This is a genomic window from Phormidium sp. CCY1219 (assembly GCF_035615515.1).
In the GTDB taxonomy this organism is placed as follows: domain Bacteria; phylum Cyanobacteriota; class Cyanobacteriia; order Cyanobacteriales; family Laspinemataceae; genus CCY1219.
Map to the genome: position 1 here is coordinate 1 of NZ_JAJENT010000802.1, position 22,515 is coordinate 22,515.

18 protein-coding genes and 1 pseudogene are annotated in these 22,515 nt (G+C 49.9%); 10 read left to right on the top strand and 9 right to left on the bottom strand.

The features are described 5' to 3' along the window. Nucleotides 1-195: 195 nt before the first annotated feature. The 6 genes from LKK83_RS24640 to LKK83_RS24665 form a co-directional block, all read right to left on the bottom strand. Complete coding sequence (locus LKK83_RS24640; protein WP_324634071.1) at nucleotides 196-582, bottom strand: hypothetical protein; 387 nt, start codon at nucleotides 580-582, stop codon at nucleotides 196-198. A 37-nt stretch (nucleotides 583-619) separates the two neighbouring features. Beyond that, nucleotides 620-1,753 carry a glycosyltransferase gene (locus LKK83_RS24645; RefSeq protein WP_324634073.1) on the bottom strand — a complete coding sequence of 378 codons (1,134 nt, stop codon included), beginning with the start codon at nucleotides 1,751-1,753 and terminating at the stop codon, nucleotides 620-622. Between the two features lie 81 nt (nucleotides 1,754-1,834). Beyond that, complete coding sequence (locus LKK83_RS24650; protein ID WP_324634074.1) at nucleotides 1,835-3,097, bottom strand: NAD(P)/FAD-dependent oxidoreductase; 1,263 nt, start codon at nucleotides 3,095-3,097, stop codon at nucleotides 1,835-1,837. A gap of 199 nt (nucleotides 3,098-3,296) precedes the next feature. Further along, nucleotides 3,297-4,178: an SDR family oxidoreductase gene (locus LKK83_RS24655; protein ID WP_324634076.1), complete on the bottom strand. Its 882-nt coding sequence runs from the start codon at nucleotides 4,176-4,178 to the stop codon at nucleotides 3,297-3,299. 371 nt (nucleotides 4,179-4,549) lie between these two features. Beyond that, nucleotides 4,550-4,708: a rubredoxin gene (rd, locus tag LKK83_RS24660; protein WP_324634077.1), complete on the bottom strand. Its 159-nt coding sequence runs from the start codon at nucleotides 4,706-4,708 to the stop codon at nucleotides 4,550-4,552. A 32-nt stretch (nucleotides 4,709-4,740) separates the two neighbouring features. After that, nucleotides 4,741-4,866, bottom strand: coding sequence for a hypothetical protein (locus LKK83_RS24665; protein WP_324634079.1), 126 nt, complete (start codon nucleotides 4,864-4,866; stop codon nucleotides 4,741-4,743). A gap of 3 nt (nucleotides 4,867-4,869) precedes the next feature. On the opposite strand from LKK83_RS24665, the gene LKK83_RS24670 reads away from it, so the two are divergent. From LKK83_RS24670 to ligA, 3 genes are all read left to right on the top strand, one after another. Further along, nucleotides 4,870-5,349 carry a DUF4112 domain-containing protein gene (locus tag LKK83_RS24670; protein WP_324634080.1) on the top strand — a complete coding sequence of 160 codons (480 nt, stop codon included), beginning with the start codon at nucleotides 4,870-4,872 and terminating at the stop codon, nucleotides 5,347-5,349. 337 nt (nucleotides 5,350-5,686) lie between these two features. Then, nucleotides 5,687-6,751, top strand: coding sequence for a vWA domain-containing protein (locus LKK83_RS24675; RefSeq protein ID WP_324634081.1), 1,065 nt, complete (start codon nucleotides 5,687-5,689; stop codon nucleotides 6,749-6,751). A gap of 168 nt (nucleotides 6,752-6,919) precedes the next feature. Further along, nucleotides 6,920-8,956 carry an NAD-dependent DNA ligase LigA gene (gene ligA, locus LKK83_RS24680; protein ID WP_324634082.1) on the top strand — a complete coding sequence of 679 codons (2,037 nt, stop codon included), beginning with the start codon at nucleotides 6,920-6,922 and terminating at the stop codon, nucleotides 8,954-8,956. Nucleotides 8,957-9,143: 187 nt separating this feature from the next. Here ligA and atpC read toward each other — a convergent pair whose 3' ends face one another. Both atpC and LKK83_RS24690 read right to left on the bottom strand, forming a co-directional pair. Next, on the bottom strand, nucleotides 9,144-9,632 hold the full coding sequence (gene atpC, locus LKK83_RS24685; protein WP_324634083.1) for an ATP synthase F1 subunit epsilon: 489 nt from the start codon (nucleotides 9,630-9,632) through the stop codon (nucleotides 9,144-9,146). A gap of 66 nt (nucleotides 9,633-9,698) precedes the next feature. Next, nucleotides 9,699-9,854: a hypothetical protein gene (locus LKK83_RS24690; RefSeq protein ID WP_324634084.1), complete on the bottom strand. Its 156-nt coding sequence runs from the start codon at nucleotides 9,852-9,854 to the stop codon at nucleotides 9,699-9,701. A gap of 765 nt (nucleotides 9,855-10,619) precedes the next feature. Between LKK83_RS24690 and LKK83_RS24695 the strand changes: the two genes are divergently transcribed. From LKK83_RS24695 to LKK83_RS24705, 3 genes and pseudogenes are all read left to right on the top strand, one after another. Then, nucleotides 10,620-13,382, top strand: a complete 2,763-nt coding sequence (locus LKK83_RS24695; protein WP_324634085.1) for a response regulator — start codon at nucleotides 10,620-10,622, stop codon at nucleotides 13,380-13,382. 466 nt (nucleotides 13,383-13,848) lie between these two features. Further along, nucleotides 13,849-14,025 carry a hypothetical protein gene (locus tag LKK83_RS24700; protein ID WP_324634087.1) on the top strand — a complete coding sequence of 59 codons (177 nt, stop codon included), beginning with the start codon at nucleotides 13,849-13,851 and terminating at the stop codon, nucleotides 14,023-14,025. Nucleotides 14,026-14,178: 153 nt separating this feature from the next. Further along, nucleotides 14,179-15,039 (top strand): annotated as a pseudogene (locus tag LKK83_RS24705) (hypothetical protein). Here LKK83_RS24705 and LKK83_RS24710 read toward each other — a convergent pair. Beyond that, nucleotides 15,033-15,371, bottom strand: a complete 339-nt coding sequence (locus LKK83_RS24710) for an NfeD family protein (RefSeq protein WP_324634088.1) — start codon at nucleotides 15,369-15,371, stop codon at nucleotides 15,033-15,035. The pseudogene LKK83_RS24705 and the gene LKK83_RS24710 overlap by 7 nt on opposite strands. A gap of 404 nt (nucleotides 15,372-15,775) precedes the next feature. Between LKK83_RS24710 and LKK83_RS24715 the strand changes: the two genes are divergently transcribed. The 4 genes from LKK83_RS24715 to LKK83_RS24730 are packed head-to-tail and all read left to right on the top strand — an operon-like array spanning nucleotide 15,776 to nucleotide 22,432. Continuing rightward, nucleotides 15,776-17,659 carry a hypothetical protein gene (locus LKK83_RS24715; RefSeq protein ID WP_324634090.1) on the top strand — a complete coding sequence of 628 codons (1,884 nt, stop codon included), beginning with the start codon at nucleotides 15,776-15,778 and terminating at the stop codon, nucleotides 17,657-17,659. Beyond that, nucleotides 17,649-19,109, top strand: a complete 1,461-nt coding sequence (locus LKK83_RS24720; protein WP_324634092.1) for a DUF1822 family protein — start codon at nucleotides 17,649-17,651, stop codon at nucleotides 19,107-19,109. Before LKK83_RS24715 ends, LKK83_RS24720 begins: the two co-directional genes overlap by 11 nt. A 40-nt stretch (nucleotides 19,110-19,149) precedes the next feature. Continuing rightward, nucleotides 19,150-21,636 carry a CHASE2 domain-containing protein gene (locus LKK83_RS24725; protein ID WP_324634093.1) on the top strand — a complete coding sequence of 829 codons (2,487 nt, stop codon included), beginning with the start codon at nucleotides 19,150-19,152 and terminating at the stop codon, nucleotides 21,634-21,636. 31 nt (nucleotides 21,637-21,667) lie between these two features. Then, nucleotides 21,668-22,432: a DUF928 domain-containing protein gene (locus LKK83_RS24730; protein ID WP_324634094.1), complete on the top strand. Its 765-nt coding sequence runs from the start codon at nucleotides 21,668-21,670 to the stop codon at nucleotides 22,430-22,432. The last annotated feature ends 83 nt before the right edge of the window (nucleotides 22,433-22,515 follow it).

Below are 22,515 nucleotides of genomic sequence, written 5' to 3' on the forward strand. Positions count from 1 at the left end.
AACAAGAGCGCCAACGCGCCGAACGAGCAGAGGCGCAACTGCAAGAAGAACAGCAGCGCTATCAGGCTCTCATCGAGAGACTGCGCGCGCGAGGCATGGATCCGGAACAGTTGTAAGCGCGCCAGGGGGTTCACCCACAAGACACAGTGGCGATCGCACCTCTAGGGGCGATCGCCACAAGTGACTGACTGGCATTTAACGCGACCCCTCAAAGGTTTTTGGCGAAACCTCAACCGCGTCCACCTCAATGGTTCCCGGCGGCGTCAACCGTTCGAAATGGTCTTGTGCTCCCTTCAGCGGTTCCCCACAACTGGGACATTGAAACTGAGTTTGATTCAAACCGGTAATTTCATAACTGCAAACCGGACAGCGATCGATAATGATATTGCGCTTCAGCCACCAGCGCAAGCCAACAAATGCCACCACTGGCGCGATCGCTATTAATGCGAGTATAATCAAAATCGACTTAACGACCCATCCCAAACCAATCGACACCAACAACCACACGATTAACAGTGGCACCACCCATCGGCTCAATTCCGAAAGGGCAAACATAAAATTTTTAGTCGTTCCTTGATTCACGATTTACTCCTGTGTCATATTATCCAACACTTCCATACTACTCAGAAACCGCGAGTAATTGTTGGAGGCGGTGAGTGAAGGCATCCGTACCAAATGCCGCCAACGTCTCTTGACGCAACCACTCCCCGTCACAGCGCTTGTCCTCGCCTTTGAGGATTTCGATGCAAGCTTTCGCCACCGCCTCCGGGTCGCGATGGGGCACTCGCCAACCCAACCTGCCATCTTGCAGGGGATCTGCCGATCCATCCCTATCCCCAGACAGCACCGGTTTTCCCGTGGCCATCGCTTCCATGTACACGATGCCAAACCCTTCTTGAGAGGGCATGATATAGGCATCGGCAACCCGATAATGTGCGCTTAATTCCTCCGCCGGCACGAACCCGGCAAAGACCACCCGATCGCTCACCCCCAACTCTCGCGCCAGTTGCTCCAATCGCGGGCGATCTTCCCCCCGTCCGATAGCCAAATACTTGACATTGGGAATCGCTTGTGCTATAATTGGCAAAGCCCGAATGGTGACATCCACCCCTTTATAAATATCCCCGGGCCACAGACGTGCCACGGTCATCAACACCCGGGAATCCGCCAACCCATACCGTTCCACTAACTCCGGCGGTTTCGGACCGGGGGTAAATAGGGTTCCATTCACCGCGCAAGGGAGCAAGGCAAACTGTTTCCGATCCAATCCATTCTCCTCACAAGCGCGATCGCGACTGTACCGACTGATCGTCCAAATCCGATCCGCCTTCTGCAGCGACTTTTGCGCCCTAGGGTCTAACGGTTCCCACACTTCCTTCCCGTAGGTCAACACCGTGTAGGGAATTCCGAGGGGTTTGCACAACAGTTGTACCAACGGCCCTAAATTAATATGACCGCAAAACACCCATTGAGGACGCCGCTGCACCAACAGCGCCAGTAATGTCATCGCCAGACGCCAGCGCCCCCGCCACGGCGGTAGGGTTTTGAGATAATGAAATTCAAACGCCTCATTATCGGCAAATGGATTATCGCACTCCGGATCGTCGCGCAATAGCAACACCTGCGCCTTCATCTGATTTTTCGAGGCAATTTGCCCGTAAGCTTGCAGAATATCTTTCACATAAGACTGAATTCCCCCTTCCCGGGAAAAAATTTCTAAAAACACGAAGATATGTTGGGTTTTACCTGCCACGTTTTGCTCCCATTTTTAACCGATAATCTTGGCGATCGCCCCCTAATTTTTTCCCAAAAAGATCATCCCCTTGCAACAGCTTCACCCTGCGGATTTTCCCATCGCCTGACCCGCCAACCAACTGGTGGTCCAAGCACTTTGGAAATTAAACCCTCCCGTTACCCCGTCAATATCCAGGATTTCTCCAGCAAAATAAAGACCGGGACAGCACCGACTTTCCATTGTTTTAAAATTCACTTCTTTGAGTTTGACACCGCCGCAGGTGACGAATTCTTCTTTAAACACCCCTTTCCCCGTAATTTGATAGCGTCCCCGCGTTAATTCTTCCACCAAGCGATTAAACGCTTTTTTGGAAATTTCCGCACAACGGGTTTGGGGGTCGATCGCCACCGTGGCGAGCAATCGTTCCCAAAGGCGGCGCGGAAGGGCAAAGCAGTTACACTTGGCGATCGCCGATTTTGGCGCAGCAGACTTTAACTGTAGCAACTCGGCCCGCGCGGTTTCCGGGTTATATTGCGGTACCCAATTTATTGTTAATGGGGCGCGATACTTTTGTGCGGACAAATATCTCGCCCCCCATGCAGAAAGTTTGAGCGCTGCAGGACCGCTCAGTCCCCAATGGGTAATTAACACAGGACCAGTTTGCTGTAATTTGGCCTCGGGTAATTGCACGATCGCATTCGCCACCGAAATTCCCGCTAAATCCTTTAGGCGATCGCCCTCCAGATTAAACGTAAACAAAGACGGTACCGGCGGTTCGATTTGGTGTCCCAGGGACTTGGCAATTCGATACCCGAGGGGATGACTTCCCGTTGTTAATAATAGGCGATCGCATTCCAACTTTGCCCCAGACTTTAACAAAATTTCAAACTTTCCCCCCTCAACCCCCTCAGTTCCGGAGTTTGCAGGATGTGCGATCGCCCCCACCACCGCCACCCCCGTGCGAAGTTGCACCCCCGCTTGTTTTGCTTCCCCCATCAAACAACCCGCAATCGTTTCCGAATCATCGGTGATGGGAAACATTCGCCCATCCGACTCAGTTTTCAGCTTCACTCCCCGCGATTCAAACCACTCCACCGTATCCCGGGGTTGAAACCGCGAAAAAGCACCGCGCAACGCTTTTCCTCCTCGGGGATAATTTTGCACTAACAGCGCCGGTTCAAAACAATGATGCGTCACATTACAGCGCCCCCCACCGGAAATTCTGACCTTCTTCAGCGGATCGCGTCCCGCTTCCAATATCGTCACCTCCGCATCGGGATGGGTTTGGGCGCAGGTAATCGCACCAAAAAATCCCGCCGCACCTCCCCCGACGACGATCGCTCGCAATTTATCTGACCTCAAGGCCGATTTACGCTTGATAATTGACACTCCACCTGACGATAAATAAGTATGCCAAATAATTCTAACTCATTCTAACTCATTCTAACCCATTTGAATCCATTTAACTCGTTCCCAGACTCCTGCCTGGGAACGCCCTATTTGAGGCTCCGCCTCCCCCCGTAACCATGCCAAATAACTCGCCCACTGTGGCTATTTACCCCTACAATTGAAAGCGAAACTGCTGCAACTGTTCTCGCAAATCCGGCGGATTGTAGCCCAATGCAAACGCCTTTGAACTATCCAACGACACATCCGGTGGCCGTGGTGCCGCCATTTTTACTTCCGCTTGCCGACCTTCTTTTAGGTTAGCATCCCTCAGTTGCAGCACCTCCACCGCTATCGCCAAAAACTGATAGCGCGACACCCGTTCTTTCCCGCCCAAATGTAGCAATTCCGGTGCTTTTTCTAGGGCTAATAACAACCCCTCTGCGCCCACTTTCCCGCTGACCGGGGTGCGGAATTCATCCACAAACAAACTCAGTTCTTTTCCTTCCCGCAGGGTTTGCAACATCGGTTGCAAGAAACTTTTCGCCACCGGCCCGCCATAACCAAACATTAACGGCATCCGACAAACCACCGTTTTCGGATAGCGATCGCGCATTCCCTGTTCCGCCATCACTTTATGCTCGCCATAAATGCTCACCGGACACACCGGATCTGTTTCTTTGTAAGGCGGATTTAACCCATTAAATACCAAATCAGTAGAAGTAAAAACGCAAGCAATCTCCGCATCGGCACAAAGACCCGCCAGATTGCAAGATGCCTTCACATTGATTTTATGGGATTCCTGGGGATGAACTTGACAAAAATTCGGTTGAGATTGGGCCGCCGTATGAATCACCGCATCCGGTTTAATCTCTTCAAACAAACGCTTCATTGCCGCAAAATCCCTCAAGTCAACCTGTAACAAATTTACCCCGGGAATGCTGCTCGGTTTTAGGGAAAAATAAGTCCCATAAACCTGCCAGTTTTGTTTGGCTTTTTGACCCAGATTCCATCCTAAAAAGCCGCTAGCACCAGTAATTAACAGTTTATTAGTCATTCGTCAATTTTTATTAGTCAATTGTCATTGGTCATTGGTCATATTGGTCATTGGTCATATTGGTCATATTGGTCATTGGTCATATTGGTCATATTGGTCATTGGTTTTGGGGTGTAGGGTGCGTCACCCCCGCCACCCTATCACACAAATCAACCAATCCCCGACGGGGGTGACGCACCGATTCCCGTGCGGCTCATTGGTCAATTGTCATTGGTCAAGTGTCATTGGTCATATTGGTTATATTGGTCATTGGTCATATTGGTCATTGGTCATCTGGTAACAGGTCATTGGTACTCCTTCAAAGGACAAATGACAAATGACAAATGTCCAATGACAAATGTCCAATGACAAAGGACAAATGACAAAAATCCCTACTGTGGTTCAAAATCGGTTTTATCCACACCACATACCGGGCACACCCAATCCTCGGGAATATCTTCAAAGGCGGTTCCGGGTTCGATTCCGCCGTCAGGATCTCCTTTTTCCGGGTCGTAAACGTAACCACAGACGGTACAGACATATTTTTTCACGATCGCTCTCCACTTTCATCTCGGCGTGACTCTTATTTTAAGGGAAAGGCGATCGCAATCTTGCTTTGCTCTCCCCAAAGCAGCGATCGCCCCATCCAATCCACCGGATCTTCCGTCATAATTGGGAACGATTTACACTCACCCAATCCCTGCTGCACTCTATGACCACTCCCAGAGACCCAAACACCAACCATCTGCGCCGCCTTCGTACCCTGTCTCGCCTCCTCGATAGCGCGATTACCATCCCCGGAACCCGCTACCGGGTCGGATTGGATCCCCTCCTGGGACTCCTCCCTGCTGGGGGCGATATCGCCGGTGCCCTAGTTTCGGCGTATATCGTCTTTGCGGCGGCGCAAATGGGCGTACCGCGCAACAGTTTATTGCAAATGGTCTACAACATTCTCTTGGAAACCTTAGTGGGTACAGTTCCCGTACTCGGCGATTTGTTTGATGTTGCTTGGAAAGCCAATCTCAAAAATATGGAGCTGTTGGAGTCTCACCTTGGTTCCCCCCGCCCCGCCAAACCCGCCGATAAATGGTTCGTCTTCTTGCTGTTGGCGGGATTAATACTGGCTGTTCTGGCGATCGTCGCCCTCGGTCTCTGGATCCTCAGCCTCATCGTCGGCGCGGTATTTCAATGAGCAAAATAACTTTTTTCTGCAAGGTTTGAAAATCGCATAATTTCTGATTTGCTTGGCTTACAGGCTAGCAATAGCTTGCAAAAAATTAGCAATTTGTACTGACAAAGTAATAAATCTCCGCCAAGGGCGCTTTCGGGGTTGACAAAAAAATCAACCTCGGTTATATTGATTCTAGAGCGTTGGGAGGGTAGCGGGTAGAAACCGGATGGCTATACCCACTCTTTGCCTGGGCAACGAATGAGTTATAGAATGTTTCTTCGCCTTGTTATCTACTACTAAACCGACGCTTTAGTGGCACGCCAATTGGGTTATAAATTTATCCCCCGGAGGTATATCAATGACGATGAAAACCATTGATGTTTTGTTCAGTTTTGATACCACAGGCAGCATGTATCCTTGCCTGACGCAAGTTCGCAAAAAAATCAAAAGCACCGTCACGCGCCTTTTAGATGAAATCCCCGGAATTCGTATTGGAATTATCGCCCACGGAGACTATTGCGATGCAGGCAAAACCTACGTCACGAAAACCTTAGATTTTTCCGGAGATCTGGATAAAATTTGCCACTTCGTGCAAAATGTTGAGGCAACTTACGGCGGCGATGCCCCGGAATGTTATGAATTAGTCTTGCATGAAGCGCGATCCCTATCTTGGCTTCCCGATAGTACGAAAACCGTGGTAATGATTGGGGATTCGATTCCCCATGCGCCGGCCCAAACCCCTGAAAAATTGAATTGGCGCAAAGAATTAGACAAATTAGCAGCGATGGAAATTCCCGTTTATGGGGTGCAAGCGCTGAACCGCTCTCATGCTACGCCGTTTTATCAAGAACTCGCCGATCGCTCTGGTGGCTTTCACATTAGTTTAGACCAGTTTTCCTACATCACTGACCTATTTTTTGCTGTCTGCTACCAGCAATCCTCCGACGAACAACTGCAAGCATATGAAAAAGAAGTTGCCTCCCAAGGGCGCATGAGTCGCGGATTAAACAAAATGTTTAATTCCATGATGAATCGCGAGGTAGCAGTGTATGAGGAAGCTGCCGATTTGCGTGCGGTTCCTCCGGGACGATTCCAGGTTCTCGAAGTAGATAAAACCTGTGCGATTAAAGGATTCGTCCAAGAAAATGGCCTAATTTTCAAGCGCGGACGCGGCTTTTACGAATTCACAAAAACCGAAACTATCCAAGGTAAAAAAGAAGTCATATTGATGGATCGCAAAACCGGAGATTTATTTGCCGGCGAAGCAGCGCGGGAAATGCTGGGATTGCCAAAAGGGGAAACCGTGCGGATAAAACCCGCCAACTTGGAACAGTATGCAGTGTTCGTGCAAAGTACCTCTTACAATCGCAAATTGATGGCGGGCACGCGGTTTCTCTACGAAGTAGAAGACTGGGACAAGTAATTAAACAATCACAGGTTTTTTGACTTATTACCAGGATAGTGCTGGGAACGAGAGCATAAAACTCTGATAAAATATCCGGCATTGGGGGTGGGGCAGCTCATCCCCAAACTGGGATGAAAAGCGGCTATAATTCTTAACTGGATAACAGAGGAAAAGGAGACTTGTCCCTTGCCAGAATCGACAGCAGAAATTAAACAGCGCGCCAAGCAACTGCGCCAACAGCTACAACAAGCTAGTTATGCCTATTACGTCCTCGACAATCCGATAATGGAGGATGCGGTTTACGATAAGCTTTATCGGGAATTACAAGAGCTAGAAAATCAATATCCGGAACTGATTGCGCCGGATAGTCCGACGCAGCGGGTGGGGGAAAAGCCGGCGACGCAATTTGCTACGGTAAAGCATAATATTGCGCTGTACAGTTTGGACAATGCCTTTGATTTGGAAGAATTTGCCCAATGGGAGTCAAAATGGCAGCGGATTGCACCGCGAGAGGAATTTGAGTATGTGTGCGAATTGAAAATCGATGGGTCGGCATTGGCGCTCACTTATGAAAATGGCCTGTTGGTGCGCGGGGCGACGCGGGGCGATGGGGTGACGGGGGAGGAGATTACGCAAAATGTGAAGACGATTCGCTCGATTCCCTTGCGGTTGAAGGGCGAGAATCTGCCGCCAGTGGTGGAGGTGCGCGGGGAGGCATTTTTGGCGCTGGATGTGTTTGAGCGGATTAATGAAGAACGATCGCGATCGCATGAGGCAGCATTTGCCAATCCGCGCAATGCGGCGGCGGGCACTCTGCGCCAGCTAGATTCACGCATTGTCGCACAGCGGCGGTTGGATTTCTTTGCCTATACCTTGCAGGTGCCGGATGTGGAGGATATCCAGGTGGCGCAGACTCAGTGGGAGTCTCTGGAATTATTGCAAAACATGGGGTTTAAAGTCAATCCCCACCGGACATTGTGCCGATCGCTCGATGAAGTGAAGGCATATTACCAGTATTGGGACAAGCAACGGGTGGATTTACCCTACATGACTGATGGGGTGGTGGTGAAACTCAACAGTGTGACCCTGCAAAAACAACTGGGATTTACGCAAAAATCCCCCCGCTGGGCGATCGCGCTCAAATATCCCGCCGAAGAAGCCCCCACTCGGGTGGAATCCGTCACCGTGCAAGTGGGACGCACCGGCGCGCTGACCCCAGTGGCCAATTTATCCCCGGTGCAATTGGCGGGCACTACCGTGTCGCGCGCCTCCCTGCATAACGGCGATCGCATTGCTCAGTTAGATTTGCATATCGGCGATACGGCGATCGTTCGCAAAGCCGGTGAAATCATCCCGGAAGTGGTGCGAATCCTGCCGGAATTGCGCCCGGACAATGCCCAACCCTTCCGCATGCCCACCCACTGCCCGGAATGCGGTCAACCCACGGTCAAACCCGCAAGTGAGGCAGTGGCGCGCTGTATCAACGCCTCTTGTCCCGCCATTTTGCGCGGGTCTCTCGTCCACTGGGGCAGTCGCGATGCTTTAGATATTAACGGATTGGGGGAAAAGCTGGTCCAGCAAATGGTCGATCGCCAATTCGTGCAGTCCGTAGCGGATTTATACGACCTCACGATAGATAAACTCTCTGCCTTAGAGCGATTTGGCCGGAAATCCGCCCACAACTTGCTCCAGGAACTGGAAAAATCCAAAACCAAACCCTGGGCGCGGGTATTATACGGATTGGGCATTCGCCATGTAGGCAGCGTCAACGCCCAATTGCTGACAGAAAAATTCCCCGATGTGGAGCAATTGTCCGCCGCATCCCCGGCGCAAATCGAAGCAGTTTATGGCATCGGTGCGGAAATTGCCGATTCTGTGGCGCAATGGTTCCAAGTCCCGGCAAACCAAACGTTAATCCAGCGATTAAAAGCGGCAGGATTGCAATTCTCTGCTGCCCCCAGTTCCCCACAATCTGCCGCAGAAAAACCCGCCCAAACCTTCGCCGGGAAAACCTTTGTCCTCACCGGCACTTTGCCTACCTTGACGCGCAATGACGCAAAATCTTTGATTGAAAATGCCGGGGGAAAGGTGACGAGTTCCGTGAGTTCTAAAACCGATTATTTGGTGGTGGGAGAAGATGCCGGCTCTAAGTTGAAAAAAGCCCAAGATTTGGGAATCGCGCAATTGGGAGAAGCGCAGTTATTGGCATTGTTGGAGCAATAGTTGCAAACCCCTGGGAAACTCGGGGATCCGGTTAGTAGTGGTGAGAAACCGGGTTTTTTTACCGCATATTTACTGATTCGGCAAGCCCACGTCGGGTGCTTGTATCCCCTCGGTGGGAGAATTGCACAACCGAATTGGGGGGTTTATGCACCCGACGCTGGCTGATTTTAATGCCTCTTGGATTGGGTTACAGCTTTTCGATGGTCTTCATCGCCGAAACTTTGGGATTTTTCCGGGTCGAACCGGTTCCCACGGGTACCCGACCGATTAATTGCTGAGGGAAGTCATGGGCCGCGATCGCCCGCGCCCGCGCCCGGGCGATCGCTTGTTGGGCGCGGGTTTTTTCCGGACGACTCTGGGCGCTGTGCAAACTTTCCCGGGCAGTTTCTAAAGCACTATCCGCCATCGCACAATCGATTTCGTCTCCGCGTTCTGCGCCATTGACCACCACCGTCACTTCGTCTGCTTCAACTTCGGCAAATCCTCCCATCACGAATATCGGAAGCCAATCTTTTTCAAACCGCACCCGTATCACCCCGACTTGGAGAAATGTTACAATCGATACATGACCCGGGAGGATGCCAATTTGACCGTTAGTGGTGGGCAAAATGATTTCGGGGGTGGGCGCATCCCAGACGACTTTTGTGGGCGTGACGACATGAAGGTTCAAAGTCATAGCAATTTTAGATTTTTCGATGTTACATTCAACATGAATTCACCATGCAAATCTTAAACTGTGAAATTATAGCACTGCTGTGGGTTCCTTTTTCTCGTGAGACTTCCCCCTCCCCCACCCGATCGCGCCTTTCCCCCCGATCGCCCGCACTGGCGTAGGCATCCCACCCGCGATCGCGCAATCGCCTCGCCATTTTTCCCTTGCTGATTGCCGATTCATCATCTAAAATCATTACCCATCATTAACTTGAGAGTTGCAGATTGCAGGGATTGCAGAAACATCGGCGGCTGACGCCGGGGCCTTGGGAGAATAAATTGCATTGTGTTCACGAGAAAAACCGGTGGGGTCCCCCAGACATCCCTGGATCCCGACAGTGAGCCCGGGGGAGATTTGTTTAAAAATATGTTAACCGAGCCGTCAAATTTTTTACGATTCGCAATCTACACCTTTCACGTTTTATGATATTATGGTTAGTTGCTTTTTTTTAAAACAAGTAACCGCACCACAAAAAAGCGAGCGGCAGCTTGTTAAAAAATATTAAGGGCGATCGGGATAGACCCAAAGCAAAGAAAGGCCGGAAAATTTCAGCACAAACCAGAGGTAAAATAGAAAAAGTCCACCGGGTGCATCTGGGAAAAAAATCAAGGGAAAAGCACTGGCCGATGGGGGGAATCGAGGCGGCTGAGTAGGGGCAGAAACCCTGTGTCCGTGAACGTTGCGGCCAGGGAGAGATTGCGATCGGGCAACCGAATCGAAGCGATCGCATCTCTGATACTTCGGATAGATTTTTCGCCCTGAGATTCACCATCTGTGGTTTTTGTCGTTTAGGATCGAGATGAGCTTGTCGGAAATGGCAAGTCAAGAAACCCGATCGAAAAACAGAAGTGAAACCCTGTTTTCATGGAGACCTTATGAAAAAACTAACCTTTAGAAGACAACCGATTTAACAACTGAGGATATTCGACGCAAGCAGGTGAAACAGCCGCCATGAGAATTTTACTGGTGGAGGATGACGAGCCGATCGCGCAAGCGTTAGTCGCCACACTCCGAGAGCAAAACTATGTTGTAGACATCGCCACCGACGGACAAGAAGGGTTAGAACTGGTCGAAGCCTTTGGCTACGACTTGATTCTGCTCGACGTCATGCTACCCAAGCTCGATGGTATCAGTTTGTGTGGCAAGCTACGAAACTCCGGCTATCAGATGCCGATTTTATTGCTCACCGCAAAAGACACCACCGAAGACAAAGTTAAAGGACTCGATGCCGGGGCAGATGATTATCTGGTCAAACCCTTCGACATTCCCGAATTAACCGCAAGAATTCGCGCCTTATTGCGGCGAGGAAATGCCCCCTTATCCGCGATACTAGAGCGGGGACAACTGCAACTGAACCCCAACACCTGCGACGTCACCTATGCCAGCAAACCCGTCACCCTGACCCCCACCGAATATCGCTTGCTCGAACTCTTTTTGCGAAACAGCAACCGAGTTTATAGCCGCAGTGCCATCCTCGATCACCTGTGGTCTTTTGACGAACCCCCTGCAGAAGACACGATTCGGGCGCATATCAAAGGCTTGCGACAGAAATTGAAAGCCGCAGGCGCGCCTGCGGACTTAATCGAAACCGTGTATGGGATTGGATATCGGCTCAAACCCCTCAGTTCCGAGGACAAATACCGCGAACCGCCCAAGATTCTCATGGCGGGATTGCCAGAAGAATTGGGTTTTTGGTTACAGCAGCGACTGGGGAAAGTCTCGGTGCGAGTCACCCATACCGGAGAAGAGACCCTGCAAGAAATCAGCGCCGCGCCCCAGAGTTGGTCGCTGTTAATCGTAGACGTGCAGTTAAAAGAACCGGCAGGGGTGGAAGTGCTGCGCCAGGTAGCCAGCATGAGAAAAGGCAAACACGAACTGCCGACGATTTGGTGTGTGGAGAAAGGGGAACAGACGGGAAATGGGGAGCGCTTCAACGGAAAAGGGAAGGGAAAAACTGCCGGAAACGGAGCCAGCGATCGCGTGACTCATGCAACCTGCGTCTTAGTTCATCCCATCGATCGCGTAGAACTAGCGCGCCAAGTGGCCAAAATCCTGGAATTGCCCCTGAGTACGCGAGAAGACGGTTCCTCTGAGGAAGCCACCTTAGCCGCCGTAGGGAAAGTTTGGGAGCGGTTCAAAGACCGGATCGGCGATCGCGTCACCACCCTAGAGCAAGCCAGCAATGCCCTCAAAAGCGGCGAACTCAACTCAGACTTGCACGCCAAAGCGCAAAGAGAAGCCCACAAACTAGCCGGATCCCTAGGGACCTTCGGGTTTTCCAAAGGTTCAGAAATTGCCAAAGAAGTGGAGCAGTTATTGCGCGATCGCCCCTTGGAGTGTGAAGACGGGTTGCATTTATCGAAATTAGTAGTAGAACTTCGCAGCCAGCTCGAGCGCAGTCCCTCTCCAAAGCAGACTGCATCCGTGGGGGTTGCGGAAGACAAACCGATGCTGTTGCTGGTAGATGGAGACCCAGAGCAAGGGTCTCGCCTGACAGCAGAAACCCAGCAGTGGGGAATGCACGGAATCGTCGCCAATACAATTGCCAGGGCCAGAGCGGCGATCGGCGATCGGCGGCCCGAGGTAGTGATTTTAGACCTCGATGTCCCCGCCCCAGAAACAGACGGCAAACGCCCCCATCAAGAAGCATTAGATTTCCTCGCCGAACTCGCCAACCGCTTCCCCCCCATTCCCGTGGTGGTTTTAACCGATCGCAGCAGCGTAGAAGAGCGCTTAGAAGTCGCCCGACTCGGCGGACGCGCCTTTTTGCAAAAACCCCTGCGCCCCGAGCGCATTATGGAGGTAGTCACTCAGGTTCTGCAACGCGCCCACAACACCGAGGCGAAAATTATGGTGGTAGACGATGACCTGCAGGTGCTTTCCCTAGTGCGAACCTTTCTCGAGCCTTGGGGTCTCAAATCCCTCCCCCTTTCCGACCCCCATCGCTTCTGGGAAACCCTGGAACACACCATGCCCGACTTGCTGGTGCTGGATGTGGAAATGCCTCACATCAGCGGCATCGAACTATGTCAGGTAGTTCGCAACGACCCGCGCTGGAGCGGACTGCCGGTGCTATTTCTCACCGGACACCGGGATCCGAATACCGTGCATCGAGTGTTCGCCGCCGGGGCCGATGATTACGTCAGCAAACCGATCGTCGGGCCGGAATTGGTGAATCGGATTCTCAATCGCTTAGAACGAGTGCAGTTATTGCGAAATATGGCCGAAACCGATGCCCTGACTGGCGTGGCCAACCGTCGCAAGTCTACCCAAGAGTTAGAGAAGTTTCTCAAGCAAGCTGCCACTCACGACCAACCCATGTGTTTGGCGATTTTGGATCTCGATCGCTTCAAATGGGTGAACGATCGCTACGGTCATGCCACCGGGGATACTATGTTGCGTCATTTTGGCAAACTGTTATTACGCACCTTCCGCAGTGAAGATGTGGTCGCCCGCTGGGGCGGCGACGAGTTCGTCGTCGGGATGTACGGGATGACGAAAATCAATGGAATGAAGCGTCTGAGCGAGTTGCTCGATATCATGCACCAAGAATCGGCAATCCCGGTTCCGGAAGGAAACTGGCAAGTGACCTTCAGTGCCGGCGTAGCTGAATATCCCGAGGATGGGATAAAATTGGAAGCCCTTTATCGCTGTGCCGATGACGCCCTGTATCGCGCCAAGGAAGAAGGCCGCGATCGGATTGTGGCTCGTTAAGTGAGAATCGCGGCAGGGCATTGCCCACCCTCGGTTTCTCACTTAACTCGGTCCCCCCTGGGAGGAACGTCCCTCCAGAGCTACCGCCTCTCCCCCCAATAAATGCGACTGCGAAGGTTTGTACCCTTGCTTATCATCCCACAGCTTGCGATCGCCGATAAAGGCTTGCAAATCCGCGAATCGCGAAGTGCTTCATTGCTTTCCCCCGGGCTAAAAGTACCGCCTCAATTCAGTGGCAATTGTCTCGCGCTTATCCACCCTTTTTTGCACCCCATATTCCCCGATTCCCCACTTCTGAAACTCCGCTTTTCCGGGTGGATAATTCTCGGCTTTTCAAACCACCGCATTCAACCCCTCCGGGTTTCCTACCCCGGCGATCGCGCGCCTCTATCCCCAACCCAGAGAATGCATTGTTTATAGTAGAAGTATTCCACCTAAATTATCCTCTCAAGAGCGGGTATTTTCCATGACCAAAGCAGATAAAAACCTCGACAATCCGACAGCGAGTTCGGAACTCGCCAGTGGCGTCATTCGCCTCAAACCGCAACATTACATTCATGTTTTAGACAACAACACGGGGATTACCCGGTTGGAAGTCGGACCGCAAACCGTTACCCTGCGCGATGGAGAACGACTGCTATAGCAGGTCTAAATCAGTTGTACAATTCTTAACGGGAGTGGGAGCGTCTCGCTCCCTACACTGACAAGCGAGCTGGAAGCTCGCACTGCCATATCAATTGCATGAATCATTTAGACTAGCTATATTAAAACCGCAACCGGCAATTGTGGATGCGCGATGAAAACGGGGAACCGATCGCCGATTCTCCACGATTACAAAGAACGCACCGCGCGCACGGTATTCAAACCGGATTTAGTCATGTTAGGTCCGGATGAAGCGTTTACGATTTTAAGTTTATCCGGAGATAAGCCCAAACGTCCCAATGCGATTAAAGCCCTCGCTTTATTTTTAGGGCCGGATTTTATGACGGATATCTTCACCGTGGAAACTTCGGACCACGCGCGGCTGCAATTGCAGTTATCTTATAATTGGCATTTTGATGTCGATCGCACCAACGAAGAACAAGCCGGCAAATTGTTTCAAGTGCCGGATTTTGTCGGGGCCGCCGGGGTGCAATTTGACGAATTTCACCGCAATTCAGCCCGCATCATTCGTTAAGCAGTGTTTGGGTTAGATGAACAGGGACGGATTCGCGAAGCGTTCCGGTTTCCGGCGAATAATTTGGTGATGACCAACATCGACATCCAATCCGTGGAACCGGTGGATGAAGAAACTCTAAAAAGCCTGCAAAAGTCGGTACAATTGGCTATTCAAATTACCACCGATGCCCAAGAAGCCGCCGCCCGCCACGATGCCGAACGCATCGCCCAAGAAGCCCAAGCGCGACTGGAACGACAGGCAATTGTAGACAAAGGAGCTGCGGAAGCAAAACGGCGCAATCTGTTAGCATTAGAAGCAGAAAATGTGGCGATCGCCTCTGCGGGACAAGCTACCGCTGAAGCCCGCGCCAAAGCCCAAGCCGCACAAATTCAAGGGCAATTGCAAGTGGATTTGGCCACCCAAGAAGCTGAAGCTAAGGCGATCGCTTCAGCAGTGGCGATCGCCACCACTCTTCCAACGCCGATTCTATGTCAGTAATAAAACCCCGGCTCTTTCCCTCCCGAAGACTCTACAACAGTTTTGAGGGAGGATGCCGGTTCGACCAATAAAACGATATTGTAGCGTCCCACCACATACAGGATTTCCCCGGGAAGCAAGGTAATATTTTGCTGACACAAGGCGGGCCACCAAGAGTTGTGAAATCGTACCCGCCCACCGAAATGCGGTACAATGGCTTCGTCTACGATCGCTCGGTTTTCTAACGCCTCTCGATTGACCCCCGAGGCGGGGGGAACACCTGTGTTATCCCTAACTTTTTCCCCTTTTGAGAAAAGTCCGCCAAAAATTATCTGGAATGGATTTGACTTCATCTGATGCTGTCCTCCCCAGTAGCACTCCGATGCGAGCGAGGGTCCTGTGTTTGTGCTTTCTCTTGGGAGAAATCCGCCAGTGTTCTTGACCAGGGTGTTGGTCGTATTTTTTGTACGATCTGGCACAGAAGCACAGGCGATCGCCCGACTATAGCGTTAGTGGCATTGCCCTCCCGCAAATATGCAGCGCCAGAGCGATTTTTCCTCAAACTAGGACAACAGATTAACAATCACTAACAAAAAAGGGGGAATGACCCCCGTAGCGATCGCGGGGGGAGTCTGGTAGAGTCAAAAAAAATCAGCAGCACCCTTGCATAATTGGCGACGGAGTGTCCTACTAAAGTCATAGGCTCCTGAAAAAGCGCTTTCCAGCGGCTCACTTTGTTGTCTAAAGGAGAACGAGAATGTTCAATCCTTTTCACCGCGATCGCATCCCAACGCCACCCAAGCGTTTGAATAACGCCGAGCGATTTTCCACCTGTCTGATGGTGGATACGCAGCAGGGGCGTGTAGTGTTGCAATGGATTACCCAACCGCGTTTGAGGCGCAACTTTCAGTTATATGCGGCGCGGGATCCGAACTTCGCGCGCTTGGGCGATCGGCGAGAAAGCGCCTTAGAAGCGTTTTGGATCGACCTCGCCCTGAATCCGCCACCCCCCCAACCCTGGGAACCCACCAATCGCGAGCAACTCGCGTTGCAACATTTAGCCAGTTACTACGAACTCATTTGTGACAAAGCTGCCAAATGGATCGTCAACAAACATGGCCAACTTTTATGGCAAGATGCGTTCGATATTGCCAGAATCCTAGTCCATGACGAGGAAAAATTGGCAAGTATTTTAAGTCAATATCAAGCCAAAGGAGACGCTAAATTATCCACCTATTTGCAAGAAGTTTTAATCAGAACGATTAAAAGCGAAGCCTCAGTGGGTCGGTATTCTTACTGGCGGTTAGTCTGTCAAACGCCGCAGTATAAATTAATCGATGCCTTAGGGAGATTCGGATGTCAAGAGCCGGAAATTTCGCAGATTATTTTTGCGCGAAAGTATTTCCACCAAGTGTATTTATTTAACCGGGTGAAAAGTCCACACAGAAAGCCGGGAGAAATTTGGCCCGTGCCCCAACCGGAAGACTTTGGCGAAACGGCAAATTGCTACAATGCGGAAAGACTACTGCCTTCCGCACCCCCTGAAGTAGCCGCCAATCCCAATCCCGTCACTGGCGAGCAGATGAAAGCCTGGATGGAAACCTGTTTTGAAGCCTTAAAAACCACCAAAAAGTTAACAAAAGAATGTTGGTCTCTTGACGTGCTTCGAGAAAAAGGCAGAGAATTTGCAGCTCCGGAAACGGAAAGCGAAGACTATTTTATTAACATAGTGGGAGAGGGTCAATTTAAGGGAGGTTACTTGAATGAAGCGAAAGGAATTAGCGAACGGTTGGAAACCGAGCTGAGAAACTGTAAAAATGTTATCGAACTGCAAGTGGAAAATGGTCGGTGGTTCATCGATGAAACGAACCTGCTTCCCCTCACCTACGGATTCGGCTTGACCCAAACGCAGATTGCTGCTTTATGCAACCTAAAACAATATCAAGTCAGTCGAAAGCTGAGTTACTATAAAACTCAATTGCTGAACGCTTTAACCGAGATTAGTCAGCCCGAGGAATGGGTTTTGCCCTATGTTAGGGAGTGGTTGCAGAAATATTTTCCAGCTCCCAACCGTGCGGATATCATTCAAGCGGCTTTAGTCGAAGCGCTCAAAGAGATTACAGCCTCAGAACGAGAGTTATTGTCCCTGTGCTACGGAGAGCAACTCGATGTCAGGGCGGTAGGCGATCGCCTGGGAATCTCGCCAGAGGAAGTCGAAGCGAAATTAAACCGCATTGAAACCCAGTTGCATAATGCGTTATTGAAGCACCTAGATAAATGGATGAAAGAGTATATCAAGCAATGGCTGTATGAGGTTTACCAACTGTCCATTCAACAAGTCTTAATCCATCATGTCCAGGAGCTGCCATTGCCAATTCAGAACAGCTTGCAAATTCATTATCAAAATTATGCCAAACCGGAACAATTAGCGCGGGAGGTGAGACTTAGCGAATCAGAGGATAGCCAGCTTTTTTGGAAAGGAAGGTGCCAGGTAGAAGAGGATTTAGTTCGGTGGATTTTGGAGGAACTAAACATTAACCTGACTGGAAATAAAGAACGGGAAAGAATTAATAAAATCGTCGAGCGAAACTTGATAGCCATCTATAAACAAGGTAAAGGAGGACAAGACAATGAGAGCTAGAAACCATCGCAGAATTAACCCGATTGATGACTCGTTAATGTTGAAAATCGCACCGGAAGACCAAGAACGAGGGTGGCAGCTTGCTCAGAGCCATTCCAATGCGATCGCCCGCTATCATGGATATCTCAACTGGCTGAGTGTTAAAACAGTCTTACCTTGGCTGGAGGAATGGGCAGCGGAAGAAAATTTACCCAGACCCGCAATTTGGCCCGGGGAAGAAAGAGTGCCGAGCGTTTTAGAACTCGTCCATAATGGCACTGCCATTCAAGTGGGTAACAGGCGATTAATCCTGATTCCATCAGATGAAATGGAACCCGAATTGTTTACCGTACCCCAGGAATGGGTAGACAATCCGAGCTGGATGGGAGATTATTATTTAGCAGTGACAGTTAGTGTGGAAGGAGAAGAGGATGACTGTTGGATGAAAGTATGGGGATTCGCCACCCACCGACAGGTGAAAAATCGAGGAAATTATGATGCAAACCATCGCAGTTATTCCCTAGCGCTTGCAGAGTTAACCCGTGACTTAACGGTAATGGAAATTGCGTTAGGACTTCAGGTGCGCGAGGTAGTGAAACCTTTACCACAGTTATCGGAAACCGAAGTAAAACAATGGTTAGAGCAGTTGGGAGATGCGTCAGTATATTCGCCGCGCTTGCAATTGCAGGTGCCTTTTGAGAAATGGGCCGCCCTGTTGAGTGACGATCGCCTCAGACAACACCTGTGCGATCGACGCATGGGAAAATTAGCGGCGGAGGTGGAAAATACCTCGCCGGTAAAGTTGCGAGAATGGTTAGAGAATGTGCTTGACTCGGGAAAGAATGCGTTAGAAGATGGATGGCAACAGTTTGAGTGGCTGGTATCTCCAGCAGAACCCAGTGCGGTGCGCGGGAAAAGCGAAGTGGTAGACGCCATTGCACCAGTCATTCGCTTGCTGCAACCCAAGGAATTAGAACAGACTCGTCGCCATGCGGCGGGGGTATTGGGAGAACTAGGGGTGGGCAATCCAGAGGCGATCGATGCGTTAACCCAATTGTTGCATACCGCTCGCGAGGAGGAAACCCGTTGGCAAGCGGCGCTGAGTTTGGGTAAAATCAGTCCGGGGCATCCGCAAGCTGGAATTAGAAAAGCCAGGTATCTGGATTTTGGATTGCAGTTGGAGGGTCACTCGATTGCGTTAATTGTTGCCATTATGCCCAGAAATGATAACCGACTCGGCGTGTTTTTGCAAGTGCAACCAATCGCGGGAAGGAAATTGCCACCCTATCTAAAATTGAGCCTACTTTCGGAATCTGGAGAAACGAAAAAAGAAGTGGAAAGTCGAAGTGATGAGGAAGGAAAAGGAAAGGATAACTTAATTCAATTGCGGTTTAGTCCGCCTTCGGGCACTCGATTTAAGGTGCGAGTTTCAGTGAATGAAGTTAGCGCTACCGAGGAGTTTATCGCATAACATATGCCGCAGTTAAGCGAATTAGCAGGGAACTACAGTTATGGGAAAGGCGATCGTTTTAAAAATAGTGGCGGGTGACTTTGACAGCGGATTTCCCGTTGTGTTACAAGTCTTGGACGAGCGCGGCGGTCTTCCTTTGGCAGAACGCTCGGGTTATCTTCCACCGCATCCGCATTTGGAAGGATATTATTTCAATTGGCAAACTAGCTTTCGCAGTCTGACAAGTCAGAGAGGGAGGGATTGGGGAATCGATCCAGATTTACCCTCTAATGTTTCTAATGAATACGATATAGAAGCTTGTCGCGAATATGCCAAATTGCTAGAAAAAAATATGAAAGAGTGGCTGCGGCAGACAGTTGATGCAGGATGTCTAAACATTAGAGAGAGATTGATTGAGGATTTGGCGGAAAATAGGGGTAACGTTCGCATAACGATCCAAGCCAATCCCAAATTATGGAAGATGCCTTGGTTGGAGTGGGATATATTGTCAAAGTATGCCGATTTGGGGATTGGGTTTAGTCTGCTGGAGTATCAGAAACCCGACGCGATCGCTCGCAGTGGAAAGCAAGGTGCTGCCGTGCGAATTTTGGCGGTGTTTGGCAACAACGAGAATATTGATTTGACACCGGATAAACAGGCGATCGCGCAACTGCCGAATGTCGAGTTAGAACCGTTGGAGCAACCCTCGGCAGCAGAAGTGATTCAGAAGTTACGAGATAAGAGAGGATGGGATATTTTCTTTTTTGCCGGTCACAGTCAAACCAAAGGCGATGAGGGAATCATTTATATCAACGAACGGGAAAGTTTAGAAATCGGACAGTTTAAGGAGGCGTTAAAGGAAGCGATTCGCCAGGGATTGCAATTAGCGATTTTTAATTCTTGCGACGGATTGGGGTTAGCGGAAAAGCTGGCGGGATTGCACCTGCCGATCGCGATCGTGATGAAAGAACCCGTGCCCGATCGGGTAGCGCAGCGCTTTTTAACAGAGTTTTTGAAGGAATATGCATCGGGAGCGTATTTATATACGGCGGTGAGGCAAGGGCAAAAATGTTTAGAAGAATTTATCGATTTACCGGGATGTACCGGGTTGCCGATCGTCTGTCAGAATCCGGCTGAAGTGCCGCCGACATGGGAGGAGTTGCGGGGTAGGGAAAGGGGAAGTGTATTGATTCCCGAATCGATAGAGATAAGCGATGCCGGAACTATTTTCCGCGATCGCGAAAAGCAAGTGCCGGATGAACTCACTGGTTCCTCAGTTCGCGATCGTAAAATTGTATGGAGAAAACTGGGTCGCTCATTAGCTGTGAGTTTTGCGATCGGGCTGTTTGTCCTCAGCGCACAATGGCAAGGAAAACTTGAAACCTGGGAACTGCAAGCCTTTGACCATTTAATGAGGCAGCTTCCCGTGGAAGACATAGATCGCAGGCTTTTAATTGTGGGAGCCGATGAAACGGATTTGAGCTTGTATGGACACCCTTTACCGGATGCTATTTTAGCAGAAGTTTTAGAAAAAATCAATGAGTATCAACCTGCGGCAATTGGGTTAAATATTATTCGCGATCGTCCAGTGGAAAACAGAAATTATCCCGGCGAACATAACGCTTTCCTGACTCAGATAAATACTTCATCAAAAAATGTGATTTTAGTCTGTTCTATCGGAAATGACTTAGACAGTAGCACAGAGCCTTTACCAGGACTGGTGGATAGCGAGCGACAAGTGGGATTTATTGATGTGTTTGACGATCGTGATTTAGCCCTGGACAATCGCTTACGTCGCTATCTCTTATATCGCAGTGATAATCCAGTTCCCGAGCCTACGAAATGTCATACTCCTTATTCTTTAGTTTGGCATGTAGTGGAGCGTTATTTCCAACATCATCACTCTATTGACGTGACCCTATCCCATAGCCACTCAAAATTTGGCTCAGTTGGGATTCAACGGATCGCAAATCGCAGTGGGGGATACCAGAATTTGGGGGAATATGCTAAAGGCAATCAAATACTGATTCGTTATCGCCATACTCCGGATCCGAATCAGATCGCTCACCAAATTACCGTGCGAGATGTGTTGGAACAACGCCATTCGTTTAAACGATCTCGAATCGAAGGAAATGTTGTTTTGATTGGCATGACCGCTCCAACGTTACAGAAGTCGTTTTCTACCCCTTATGGGAAAATTAGCGGGTTAAACATTCATGCCCATGTAGTGAGCCAGATCCTTAGTACCGTTGAGGGGGAATTGAAGGGCAAAAATAAGCGACCCTCGATTTGGTGGTGGCCTCAATGGGTTAATGCACTTTGGGTATTATTATGGTCATCTATTGGTGGAACGATCGTCTGGCGTTTTCAACAACCTTTACAGCGATGGGTAGCCATTAGTGGTGCTATTCTGATATTATATGGAGTCTGTTTGTTTGCCTTAACTCAAGGAGGCTGGATTCCACTAATACCAACCATTTTAACCCTCCTGACCCCCACCTTTTGCTTGAGTTTATATACCCTATTCAAGCTGAAGTCGTTTGATTAAACTAATGCACTGATTTGTGTTTCTATTTTCTATGATGAAACTGCTGATTCACTTGTTATTTGCGAGCGTCATTGCTCTTGCCAGTATGCTGAGGCTCCCTGCTTCCATGAGTACGGAAATGGGGGGACAACAAGTAGCCCAAGAGACAGAACCAACAGATCCAGGAACACCAAAAGGAACATCTGAACCAGCGGGAACCCGACCCGAATCAACTTGTCCGCCAACGGAAACACCTCTAACAGCCATTAATCATGGAAACGAGAGTGATTTTACCCTAGCGGAATATCCGATTTTTTTCTTTTATAATCCTTATTCCCGCGAAAATCTGGATGCCATTGAATTTTCCCTCTATGACAGAGCCGAACGCCGCACTATTTATAGAACTGAGATAGAACCCCGTGAAAATCCAGGAATTATCCAACTGAGGATTCCCGAACAGGCTGATTATGGCTTAGAGGTTAATCAAACCTATCGGTGGTATCTTACCGCCTATTGTTCCGAACGCCGTACTGATGGCCCGGATGTGGAAATTAACGGCTGGATTCATCGCAAACCGATGACGGAACAACTGGAGGCTGAGCTAGAAAATCCCTCGATTCCCCAATACATCACCTATATGAATGAGGGAATTTGGTACGATGCCGTTAGCCTTCTCGCCCAAAGTTATGCATCTAATCCACAGAACCAAACATTTAAAGAAGCGTGGGAGAATTTGTTGCAAGCGTTAGGTAGAGAACACTTGAGTCAAGAGCCATTGATTAACCCGGTGGTGAGTGGAGGAGAGGCAGACGAGTAATACCTTGTTGGTAGCAAATCTCTCAATCTAAGATTTTCTGGTGTAGGGGCAATTCATCAATTAAACCTACACTATTAATTGAG